The 10,919-nt window shown below is 68.2% G+C and carries 11 protein-coding genes; 4 read left to right on the plus strand and 7 right to left on the minus strand.

What is annotated here, in order from left to right; genetic code table 11:
- Positions 1 to 164 precede the first annotated feature (164 nt).
- The 6 genes from P3W85_RS24985 to P3W85_RS25010 all read right to left on the minus strand — a co-directional run bounded on the left by P3W85_RS24985 (position 165) and on the right by P3W85_RS25010 (position 6,804).
- Positions 165 to 1,028, minus strand: a complete 864-nt coding sequence (locus P3W85_RS24985; protein ID WP_017224020.1) for a ferritin — start codon at positions 1,026 to 1,028, stop codon at positions 165 to 167.
- A gap of 220 nt (positions 1,029 to 1,248) precedes the next feature.
- Positions 1,249 to 2,493, minus strand: a complete 1,245-nt coding sequence (locus P3W85_RS24990; RefSeq protein ID WP_276266735.1) for a patatin-like phospholipase family protein — start codon at positions 2,491 to 2,493, stop codon at positions 1,249 to 1,251.
- 45 nt (positions 2,494 to 2,538) lie between these two features.
- Entirely contained in the window at positions 2,539 to 3,426 is an 888-nt protein-coding gene (locus tag P3W85_RS24995; protein WP_276266736.1) for a PhaM family polyhydroxyalkanoate granule multifunctional regulatory protein, read from the minus strand.
- A 199-nt stretch (positions 3,427 to 3,625) separates the two neighbouring features.
- Positions 3,626 to 4,495 carry an enoyl-CoA hydratase/isomerase family protein gene (locus P3W85_RS25000; RefSeq protein ID WP_276266737.1) on the minus strand — a complete coding sequence of 290 codons (870 nt, stop codon included), beginning with the start codon at positions 4,493 to 4,495 and terminating at the stop codon, positions 3,626 to 3,628.
- 204 nt (positions 4,496 to 4,699) lie between these two features.
- The gene (locus P3W85_RS25005; protein ID WP_276266738.1) at positions 4,700 to 5,683 is read right to left on the minus strand and encodes a fumarylacetoacetate hydrolase family protein; all 984 of its coding nucleotides are present in this window, start codon (positions 5,681 to 5,683) and stop codon (positions 4,700 to 4,702) included.
- A 107-nt stretch (positions 5,684 to 5,790) separates the two neighbouring features.
- Positions 5,791 to 6,804: a Bug family tripartite tricarboxylate transporter substrate binding protein gene (locus tag P3W85_RS25010; protein WP_430869610.1), complete on the minus strand. Its 1,014-nt coding sequence runs from the start codon at positions 6,802 to 6,804 to the stop codon at positions 5,791 to 5,793.
- A 271-nt stretch (positions 6,805 to 7,075) separates the two neighbouring features.
- On the opposite strand from P3W85_RS25010, the gene P3W85_RS25015 reads away from it, so the two are divergent.
- The 4 genes from P3W85_RS25015 to P3W85_RS25030 all read left to right on the plus strand — a co-directional run bounded on the left by P3W85_RS25015 (position 7,076) and on the right by P3W85_RS25030 (position 10,361).
- On the plus strand, positions 7,076 to 7,912 hold the full coding sequence (locus tag P3W85_RS25015) for an IclR family transcriptional regulator (protein ID WP_276266739.1): 837 nt from the start codon (positions 7,076 to 7,078) through the stop codon (positions 7,910 to 7,912).
- On the plus strand, positions 7,872 to 8,948 hold the full coding sequence (locus P3W85_RS25020; protein ID WP_346430289.1) for a DUF3108 domain-containing protein: 1,077 nt from the start codon (positions 7,872 to 7,874) through the stop codon (positions 8,946 to 8,948). The genes P3W85_RS25015 and P3W85_RS25020 overlap by 41 nt, the downstream gene beginning before the upstream one ends.
- 70 nt (positions 8,949 to 9,018) lie before the next feature.
- The gene (gene pcaD, locus P3W85_RS25025) at positions 9,019 to 9,861 is read left to right on the plus strand and encodes a 3-oxoadipate enol-lactonase (RefSeq protein WP_017227283.1); all 843 of its coding nucleotides are present in this window, start codon (positions 9,019 to 9,021) and stop codon (positions 9,859 to 9,861) included.
- A gap of 242 nt (positions 9,862 to 10,103) precedes the next feature.
- Positions 10,104 to 10,361: a BTH_I0359 family protein gene (locus P3W85_RS25030; protein ID WP_017227282.1), complete on the plus strand. Its 258-nt coding sequence runs from the start codon at positions 10,104 to 10,106 to the stop codon at positions 10,359 to 10,361.
- Between the two features lie 144 nt (positions 10,362 to 10,505).
- On the opposite strand, the gene P3W85_RS25035 is transcribed toward P3W85_RS25030, so the two are convergent.
- Complete coding sequence (locus P3W85_RS25035; RefSeq protein WP_017227281.1) at positions 10,506 to 10,898, minus strand: rhodanese-like domain-containing protein; 393 nt, start codon at positions 10,896 to 10,898, stop codon at positions 10,506 to 10,508.
- Positions 10,899 to 10,919 lie beyond the last annotated feature (21 nt).

Genomic DNA, 10,919 nt, shown 5'->3' on the forward strand with positions numbered 1-10,919 from the left:
GCAGCCTCCAGGTCAAAAGCTTAACTTCAAAATCCACTGAGGCCCGCTTCACGCGCACCCATTCCAGCCCTGTTCCCAAAAAAACAAAGCCCCATCGGAGGATGGGGCTTGTCCCGCCGGCGGCAAGCCAAAAAAACCGCCGCCAGCCAAAGCAGTGCAAACGACTATGCCTGCGCCGGCTGCGCCCCGCCTGCCGCCTGCAACCGTGCGTTCAGTTCTTTCCGGTAACGGTTCAGGTCCTGCACCGTCTCGAACGTGCGTTCGAACAGCAGCGACATATTGTGCAGGATGCGTTCGATGACCTTCTTCTCCCAGCCTTCGTCGAAGCGGATCTGCTCGTCCAGCCAGTGCTCGAGCCAGTCCGGATCCGGCAGGCGCGATTGCACGGTGTCGTTGGGGAACAGCGCCTTGTTGACGTGCAGGTTGGTCGGGTGCAGCGGCTTTTCGGTGCGGCGGGCGGAGGCCATCAGCACGCCGATCTTGGCGAAGGCCGAGCGGGCGCTGTCGCCGAACTGGTTCAGGTATTTCTTCATGTAGCGCAGGTAGGCGCCGCCGTGGCGGGCTTCGTCCTGCGACAGGGTGCGGTAGATCTGCTTGATCACCGGCTCGGTGTGCCATTCGGCGGCACGGCGATACCAGTGGTTGAGGCGGATCTCGCCACAGAAATGCAGCATCAGGGTTTCCAGCGGCGGAGCCGGGTCGAACTCGAAGCGCACGGCGTGCAGCTCTTCCTCGGTCGGCACCAGGTCCGGGCGGAAGCGGCGCAGGTATTCCATCAGCACCAGCGAATGCTTCTGCTCTTCAAAGAACCAGATGCTCATGAAGGCCGAAAAGTCGGAATCGTGGCGGTTGTCGCGCAGGAACATCTCGGTGGCGGGCAGGGCCGACCATTCCGTGATGGCATTCATGCGGATCGTCTTGGCCTGGTCGTCCGTGAGCAGGCTCGGGTCGAAGGAATCCCAGGGGATGTCCTTGTCCATGTGCCAACGTACCGCTTCCAGCGATTTGAACAGTTCGGGGTAGAGCATGGTAAGCCTTTGAAATTACGGGCAGATTCTACCAGATGCGAATTATTCCCAATGTTCTTTTCACGTGGAAAAGACGGAAGCGGATGTGCTCGCACCGGCATGCTGCCTGTTTTTTGGGCGAATATCGGGCTTTTCCCCTACTTTTTTGCCGGATGGAAAGCGCGGCATGCGCCGCTCCGGCCGGGCCGGCCCGGTGCCATGCCGCTGGCGTGCCCAGGGATCAGGCCAGCGCGCGGACGGATGGTTCGCCATCCAGTGTAGACGGGCGCGCCGCAGCCGTGTCGTCGCTCTCGTCGGGCGGGATGACGCCGTAGAGGAAGGCAGCCAGTTCGTGCTCCTGCGCCATGGCGTCTTGCTCGCCGAGGGCGATCAGGGCCTGGGTGAACTCCGGTTCGAACAGCAGGTAGCTGGCAAACGCGGCGCCGCGCGCCTCGGTGCCGCCCAGCGGGGCCAGCAAGGCGCGCACGGTGCGGGGCAGGCGTTGCACGTGCTCGGCGGCAATGGCTTCGATGGGCTCGCTGGGCGAGATCGTCATCACCTGCACCGGGCGCCAGCCCTCGCGGTCGTTGGCGATCTCGGGCATGCGCGACAGCAGGCTGTTGATGTGCTGCAGCCGCTCCAGGTCCGCCGACAGGCCGTCGAGGAAGATGCTGGCCAGGGCCTGCCCGCCAACCTGCGCCAGCGACGGATAGCCGCCGGCCGGCACCGTGTCGAACCAGCCCGGCCGCTGGCGCGAGGCGGCGCCCACGGCCAGGATGCGCGAGGCGCCGAGATGGATCGCGGGCGACAGCGGCGACATCTGGCGCATGGTGCCGTCGCCGAACCACTCGTGGTGGCCTTCCAGCTCCAGCGGCAGCGCCGGGAACAGGAAGGGGATGGACGACGACGCAAGCAGGTGGTCGATGCCGATCCTGGCTTCCACCGCCAGCCGCTGGCTGCGGCGCCACGGATGGATGCGGCGGTGCGACTGGTAGAAGGTGACGTGCCGGCCGGTGGTATAGGACAGCGCGGTGACCGCGAAGGCCTGGAAATCGCCGGCGTCCAGGCTGGCCTGCACCCGTTCGGCGTCGAACAGCTCGGCGAGCATGCCGCCCAGCGGCGCGTTGTCGAACAGTGCCCGCGGCGCGCGCCGGATGGCCCAGCCGAAGGCCAGCGCGGAGAGCCAGCGCGCTCCCGATGCGCCAACGCCCACCAGGCCCGTGCGGTAGACATCCTCGGCATGGATGCCGCTCCAGAGCGCGGCCAGGCTATCGGCAGCGGCGCGGAAGTTGGCGGCGTGGATCGCCATGCCGGCGCCGTTGATCGCGCCGGCCGAAGTGCCGCAGATGATGCCGAAGGGAATGCGGCCGCGATCCAGGCCGTGCCGCGCGGCGATGCGCGCGAGGCCGTGAAGCACCCCGGCCTGGTAGGCGGCGCGCGCGCCGCCGCCCATCATGATCAGCGCGGTGGTCTTCGGTGCTGGCATCGGCTCGATCGGTGGCTCGGGTCGGCTGGATCCGGCGCGCGCTGCTTAGTGCCGCGGCTCGCCGGGCGCGGCTTTGTCGGACGGGCTGCCGGCATCGGCGCTTGCATCGGCGCCGTTCGCCGGCGCGCTCTTGGCCGCCGCCGGCTTCTTGCCGGCCGGGCGCTTGGCTGCGGCCTTGGCCGCGGGCTTGGGGGCCGGCTTGGCCGCGGTCTTGGCGGCTGGCTTGCTGGCCGCCGGCTTCCTGGCTGGCTTCGGCGGCCTGGCCGGCGACTTGTCCGCGGGTGTGGCGCCGGCTTCCGGCCGGACTTCCGGCGCGGCGGTCGCGGGCATGCCAAAGCCGCCGAGATTGCCGAACGGCGTCAGGCTGGCGGCGGCCGCGCTGCTGGCGATCTGGTTGAACTGTTGCTGCAGCACGTCCCACCACAGGTTGGCATCGGGTGCCGGGCCGGCCGCCGCGGCCGGCTCCTGCGCATGGCGCGCGGGCGCATCGGATGCCTCCGGCGCATCGGGGCCGTTGTCTTCCTCGTCCTCGTTTTCCTCGACCGTAGGCTCGGGCCAGACGCGCCTGGGCGCAGCCGGTTCCGGCTGGCGCGGCGCTGCGCTGCCGGGCGAGTTGGCTGCGCGCGCGACGTTTTCCATGGCGTTCTGCATGGTCTCCGGCGACAGCGCGCTGCCGATGGTCTGCAGCGCCACCAGCGTGGCGCGCTGGACCTCCAGGCCCTGGATGGTGGTGCGCAGCAGGTTGGTGTTGAGCTGCAGCCAGCCTTCCACCGCCTTGAGGTCGTGGATGCGCTTGTCGACTTCTTCCAGGTTCATCGGCGGGGTCATGGCCTGCAGGCCAGGCATCAGCCCGCCCGGCATGCCGGCGGCACTGCCCCACATCTTGCGGAGGAACTCGAAGCCGTTGGTGAAATCTGGAATCTGGCCGAACATGGGTCTCGCCTCCGGGGTCGGCAACCGGCGGTGCCGGCTGCGGGGTCGAACTGCATTGATCGTAAGTGCGGAGTCCGAATACGGAATCCGCATGGCACGCATGACATTGTCGGGCCGAATCCGGAGAATCGCCCGGGCGCAGTGCCCCGGGTATTCCCGTCTTGCGGCCCGTGCCGCGCGCATCACCCCGCGCGGCTTGCTACTCGAACTGCGGCGGCCGTTTCTGCCGCAGGCTGGCTACGCCTTCCTGCACGTCGGGACCGGCAAAGCCCATGAATTCCAGCGCCAGCGAGGTGTCGAACGCGGGGCCGGCCATGCGCAGCCAGTTGTTGAGCGCATACTTGGTCCAGCGGATCGCGGTCTGCGACCCGGCCGCCAGCCGGCGCGCGACTTCGAAGGCGCGCTCGACCAGTTCATCCTCGTCGACCGTCAGCGACACCAGCCCGATGCGCTCGGCCTCTTCGCCGCTCACCGATTCGCACAGCATCAGATAGTACTTCGCCTTGGCCATCCCGCACAGCAGGGGCCACACGATGGCGGCATGGTCGCCCGCCGCCACGCCCAGCCGGGTATGGCCGTCGACGATGCGCGCGGTCCTGGCGGCGATCGAGATATCGGCCAGCAGGCCGGCCACCAGGCCGGCGCCGACCGCCGGGCCGTGCATGGCCGAGACGATGGGCTTGTCGCAGTTGATGACGTTGTAGACCAGGTCGCGGGCCTCGTGCCACACGCGGGTGCGGGTGGCGAAGTCGTTGGCCATGTCTTCCACCAGGGACAGGTCGCCACCGGCCGAGAAGCCTTTGCCCTCGCCGCGGATCAGCGCCACCCGGACTTCCGGGTCGGCCGAGACGTCGCGCCAGATCTCGGCCAGTTCGCGGTGCATATTGGCATCGGCGGTGGCGAGCTTGCGGTTGGCGGACTGGCCGGCGCCCATCACGATCTCGAGGATGGGGCCGTGCCGGCGCAGCGTCAGCGCCTGGTAACGGTCGTAGCGTGGCGACAGCGACGCGGCGTCGGCCTCAGGATGCGCGTCGGCTGGCGGGGAAGATTGCGGGGGGATTGCGGTCATGGGCAGCGATGGCCGGGGCCATTCCATCTTGGAGCATGTGGGCCGGGCCGCGCTGGGCAGTCCGGGGCGCCGCCGGTGCCTGCATGGCGCAGTCGATGGCAATTAGTCAACCGGTCGGTCGGTCAATTATAAGCATTCCTGTCCCGGCCCGGCCAGCGGCAGGCGGGCCGGGACAGGGACCGCTACCCCCGGCTTACGCCGGCCTCAGGCCCGCGGCGAGACCAGCTGGTCGATGGCGCCGAATACCGAACGCCCTTGCGCATCGAACATCTCGATCTTGACCACGTCGCCGTATTTCATGAAGCCGGTGACCGGCTGGCCGCCATCGATGGTTTCCAGCATGCGTTTTTCGGCGATGCAACAGTAGCCCTTGCTGCGGTCGACATTGGAAATGGTGCCCGAGCCTACGATGCTGCCGGCGCGTACATTGCGCGTCTTGCAGATATGGGCGATGAGCTGGCCGAAATCGAACACCATGTCGGTGCCGCAGTCGGGCGCGCCCACCTTCTTGCTGTTCCAGTGCACCGTCATCGGCAGGTGCACGCGGCGCTCGCGCCAGGCTTCGCCCAGTTCGTCCGGGGTCACCGCCACCGGCGAGAACGCCGTGGCCGGCTTGCTCTGGAAGAAACCGAAGCCCTTGCCCAGCTCGGCCGGGATCAGGTTGCGCAGCGACACGTCGTTGGCCAGCAGCAGCAGGCGGATGCCGTCGGCGGCCTGCTCGGGGGTGGCGCCCATCTTCACATCGCCGGTGATGACCGCCACCTCGGCTTCGAAGTCGATGCCGAAGGCTTCGCTGGCGCACACGATATCGTCGTGCGGGCCGAGGAAGTCGTCGGAGCCGCCCTGGTACATCAGCGGGTCGGTCCAGAATTCGGGCGGCATCTCGGCCCCGCGCGCGCGGCGCACCAGTTCCACGTGATTGACGTAGGCCGAGCCATCGGCCCACTGGTAGGCGCGCGGCAGCGGCGCCATGCACAGCCCGGGATCGAACGGGAAGGGATGGCGCGCGCGACCGGCGTTGAGCGCATCGTAGACATCCTGCAGCTGCGGTGCGTAGAAGTTCCAGTCATCGAGCGCGGTCTGCAGCTTGCCGGCGACATCGTTGACGTAATGGGCGGTCTTCAGGTCGCGCGAGACAACCACGAGCTGGCCGTCGCGCGAGCCGTCCTTGAGGGTGGCGAGTTTCATGTATGCAATGCGTTAGGAAAAAGCGGGGCGCCGCGCGCAGGCCAGGCCAGGGGCGCGGCCGGCGCGGTGCGCCGGGCGGCTGCCAGGGCCGCTGGCGCGGCGGCCCGCTAGTCTACCGTGATGCCCTTGGCCTTGATCAGTTTGCCCCAGCGCTCCGATTCCGCCCGCGCATACTGCGCGAATTCCTCGGGCGTGCCCGATACCGGTTCCACGCCCACGCCTTCGAAGCGCTTCTGCACTTCCGGGCTCTTGAGCGCCTTCACCAGCTCGGCGTTCAGGCGCGTCACCACCGCCTTGGGCGTGCCGGCGGGCGCGACCACGCCTTGCCAGGCATAGGCCTCGAAGCCGCTCACGCCGCCTTCGGCGACGGTCGGCACGGTGGGCAGGGCCGTCAGCCGTCTGGGCGTGGCCACGCCGAGCGCGCGCAGCTTGCCCGCCGCCACGTTCTGCTGGCCGGCTGCCAGGTCCAGGAACATCAGCTCGACCTGGCCGGCGATCAGGTCCTGCACCGCCGGCGCCGCGCCCTTGTATGGCACGTGCGTCATCCTGGTCCTGGTCTGGTCCATGAACAGCTCCATGGCCAGGTGGTGCGGGCTGCCCGCCCCGGGCGAGGCAAAATTGACCTTGCCGGGATTTTTCTGCACGTATTCGATCGCTTCCTTGAGCGTACGCGCGGGGAAGTTCGGCGTGGCCACCAGGATCAGCGGGAAGCGCGCCACCATGCCCACATGCACGAAATCCTTGTCAGGGTTGTAGGGCAGCTTCTTGTACAGCGAAGGGTTGGCCGCCAGGGTGGCGGTATCGGCGGTCAGCAGGGTGTAGCCGTCGGGCTTGCTGTGCGCTACCGCATCGGCGCCGACGATGGTGGCCGCTCCGGGCCGGTTGTCGATCACCACCTGCTGGCCGAGCGCGGGCGTGAGCGCCTGCCCCAGCGTGCGCGCCACCACGTCGGTGCCGCCGCCGGCCGGGTAGGGCACCACCCAGCGGATCGGCTGGGTGGGCCAGTTGTCCGCGGCGCGGGCGGGCTGGCACAGGGCGGTGCCCACGGCGAGCATGGCAAGCAGGGGTGCGGCACAGGCGCGCGGCATGCAAAGGCGGCGGAACCGGGAAAGGCGGATCATCGTTGTCTCCTGTAGAAAACGGCCTTGCGCAGCCGCCCCTTGCGTGGCGGGGCAGCATGCGCGCGCCGGATCTGGCCGGTGCTGCCCGTCGGTACCGACGCGCCCGGCCTGTATTTGTGCGCTCAAAGTCTAACGGCGGTTTAAAAATTGGTAAATCGATTTCGCTATAGTAAATTTACGTACCATTTACCCGCCAGCCGGCCTGCCCGTCCCATCCGGGATGTGCAGTTCGCCAGGCTTTCTCCCCTGCTTCGCCAAATAGCGATCCCGCATGACCGAACTCGAAGAAGACGATTCCAAGCTGCGCTCCGGCATCCAGTCGATCGAGGTCGGCTTCAAGCTGCTGCAGGCGCTGGCCGCCTCGCCGCGTGCCATGATGCTGCGCGACCTGGCCGCTGCCGCCGACATGAATCCGGCCAAGGCGCACCGCTACCTGGTCAGTTTCCAGCGCCTGGGCATGGTGGTGCAGGACCCGGTCGGCGGGCGCTACGATCTGGGCCCCTTTGCGCTGCAGCTGGGCCTGGCGGGCCTGAACCGGCTCGATCCGGTCAAGAAAGCCCGCCCGATCCTGTCGCAGCTGCGCGACGAGATGGACCAGACCATCGGCATTGCCGTGTGGGGCAACCACGGCCCGACCATCGTCCATTGGGAGGAGTCCAGCCATCCGGTCACGGTGAGCCTGCGCCTGGGCGATGTGATGCCCATGCTCAACTCCGCCACCGGCCGCCTGTATGGCGCCTACCTGCCGAAACAACAGACGCGGCCGCTGGTCGAACGGGAGCTGGCCGAGCGCGGTCATGACGATATGCCCGAGCTGCCACGGTCGCTGGCCGACTACGAAGCGGTGTGCGAGGACGTGCGCGCGCACGGCGCGGCGCGCACCCGGGGTGGCGTGCTGCCGGGCATCAATGCGTTCTCGATGCCGGTGTTCGATGCCAACGGGCATGTCGCGATGGCCCTGATCGTGCTCGGCGCGCAGAGCGTATTCGATGCAGAATGGGGCGGTGCGGTCGACCGGCATGTGCGCGAGATCGCACGGCAGATTTCTTCGGAGCTTGGTTATTCTGGTGTCAGCCCGACGAACGGGCCGATCGGCCCCTCCCGATAAGCCGGCCCCGCGCCGCCTGCGCTGGGCGGTTGCGCTTGCGCTGGTGCTGGCGGCTCACCTGGTGGCGGTGCTGGGCCTGATGCATATGCCCGGCGTGCCGAGCGATCCGACCGCCATGCCGGCCATCGAAGCCATCCTGCTGCCACCGCCCAGGCCACCTGTCGCGGCCGTGCCGCCGCGTCCCGTGTCGCCCGCGCGCAAGCCGCTTCCTGCTCCGTCTCCCGCTGCGCGTCCCGAGCCTGTGCCGGCCGAGCCCGCCGCCCCGCAGGCGCCGCCCTTGCTTGCCGCGCCTGGCGCCGGCCCGGCGATGGCCAGCGCCGCGGGCGAGACCGGCAACGGCGTGACGGCGCCAGCGGCCGCCAGTTCGCCGCAGGCACCGCCCGAAGACGGCGCTCGCTACGCGGCGCCGCCATCGACGATGCTGCACTACTCCAGCTTCGTCAACGGCGTACAAAACCCGGACGGCCTGATCCGCTGGCAGCATGACGGCGCGCACTACCGGCTCGACGTGGAAACGCGCGTGCTCTGGTTCCGCTTTGCCTTCTACAGCAGCGGCGCCCTTGGCGAGCGCGGCCTGGCGCCGGAGCGCTACGAGGAGAGCCGGCGCAACCGCAAGGAAGCGGCCCGCTTCGACCACGGCGCCGGCACCCTGGTGTTCGAGGGCCGCGACAAGCAGGTGCCCTTGCCGGCCGCCGTGCAGGACCGCTTCAGCGTGTTCCTGCAACTGGTGGGGCTGGTGCGCGGCAATCCGCAGCGCTATGCCACGCCCGGCGTGACGGAGACCTTCGAGGTGGCGGATACGCGTGACCTGGAGCCGATGCAGGTGCAGTATGTAGGGGAGGAAGATGTCGATACCGGCCACGGCCCCGTGCACGCCAAGCATTTCGTGCGCCTGCCGCGGCATGCGGGCGACAGCCGGCGCGTGGAGGTGTGGCTGGCGCCGTCGCTGCAATGGTTGCCGGTGAAGCTGCGCCAGACCGAGCCCGACGGCACCCAGATCGACCTGGTCCATCGCGACAGCGAAGCGCTGCACTGAGTCATCAGCCCGCGGCGCCTCGGCCGCCGAGGTGGTTCATCGTGTTTGCCCCAACTACCGGAGACCCGTCATGAGCGCCATCCTGCCACCATCCGAAAGCCGCCGCGTGCGCGTCGGCGATGTCAGCCTGCAGGTCCGCATCGACGGGGGCGACGGCCCCTGGGTGATTCTCGCGCATGCGCTTGGCGCCAACCACGCCTTGTGGGACGCCACCGCGCAGCATCTGGCGCCGCGCTACCGCGTGCTGCGCTACGACTTGCGCGGCCATGGCCAGAGCGACGCGCCGATCGGCGCCTATTCGATGATCCGGCTGGCCGACGACGTGGCCGGCCTGATGGACGCGCTGGAAGTGCCGGAGGCGCATTTCGCCGGTGTCTCGGTGGGCGGCATGGTCGGGCAGACCGTGGCCGTGCGGCATCCGGAGCGGCTGATGTCGCTGACCCTGGTCGACACCGTCAACCGTACGCCGCTCAACGCCCATGCGATGTGGCACGAGCGCATCGGCCATGTGGAGGCGCACGGCATGGCGGGCGTGGCCGACAGCACCTTGCAGCGCTGGCTGAGCGCGCCCTACCGCGGCGCGCATCCGGAGGAAGTGGAGCGCGTTCGCGAGATGATCCTGTCCACGCCGGTGCACGGCTATGTGGGCACTGCCCTGGCCATCATGGCGTTCGACCTGGCGGGGGCGATCGCGCGCATCCATTGCCCCACGCTGGTGGTGGTGGGCGAGGAGGACGAGGGCGCGCCGCCGGCGATGGCGCGGGAGATAGCCGCCACCATTCCGGGCGCCCGCCTCGAAATCCTGCCCCAGGCCGCGCACCTGGCCCATCTGGAGCAGGCCGGCCGCTTTCACGCCGCCCTCGACGCCTTCCTCGGCAATGCGGCTTGCGGGGCACAGTGCGCGGCACCCTGAGGCGATATCTTTTCCCGCGCAACTCAAGAACTTGCGGTCGCCGCCGTTGCCCAACATAGTGAGGGAACGCTTTCACAGCGCGATGTATCGAGCGGTTCGCCGAAGCAAAACCTTGAAAACCTGGCGAACACCCTCAGCTTGGAGGTGAAGTCGCGGAGGGCAGCCGGCCAGCGTGCCGGCATATGCAATAACCAGTATCAGTCGTTGCCCACCGCTTACCCATGACAGCCAGGAGGTATGCCATGCAAATGATCTACAACAGCGACAATTACTGCATTGTCGAGTTTGGTGCGGATGTCGAGCATGCGCCTCTTGCCTCTGGCGGCTATGAAATCGTCGACAAGAACCTGAAACGCGAGATATTCCTCGGCGGCCAGATGGCCGAGAGCTTTCGCGCGGACGTGAAGCGTCTGATCGAGAGCGAGCCGTCGGTGGAAGAGGTGGATGATTTCCTTGGCAAGTTCGATACGGTGATGACCCATCCGCTGGTAATGCACTAAGGCTGCGGCGACCTCCGTCCCCCCCGGGGGGCGGAGGAAGCGAGCCTCGCCGGACAAAGCAGAAGCCCGCGCCGTTCACACGCGCGGGCTTCTGCTTTGTTGGCGGCTGGTTCCGTCCCGCCACGGTCCCGCTTCAATGCGGGCTCAGTACTGCTCCCAGGGCAGGCCGGCATGGCGCCAGCCGTTGAGCGTATTGCGATGACGCTCGGCGTCCAGGTCACCCTCGAAGCCATGCAGCACATTGAATACCGTGGTGAAGCCGGCGCCCTCCAGGGCGCGCGCGGCCGCTGTCGAGCGGTTGCCGCTGCGGCAGATCAGCAGCACGGGCCGGGCCGACGCCTGGCCCGCCAGTTTCTTCACGGCCTGCACGAAATGCGGGTTCACCTCCCAGTCCGGGCCGTCGTTCCAGGGCACGTTGTGGGCGCCCTTGGGGTGGCCGACGAACAGGTATTCCATTTCACTGCGGCAGTCGATGAAGAGCGCGTCGGGGGACTCGCTGAGCAGTGTTTGCGCGTCGGCGGGGCTGAGGTGTTGCATGGGCAGGGCTTGCGTTCCGGG

This window comes from Cupriavidus basilensis, assembly GCF_029335485.1.
In the GTDB taxonomy this organism is placed as follows: Bacteria; Pseudomonadota; Gammaproteobacteria; order Burkholderiales; family Burkholderiaceae; genus Cupriavidus; species Cupriavidus basilensis_E.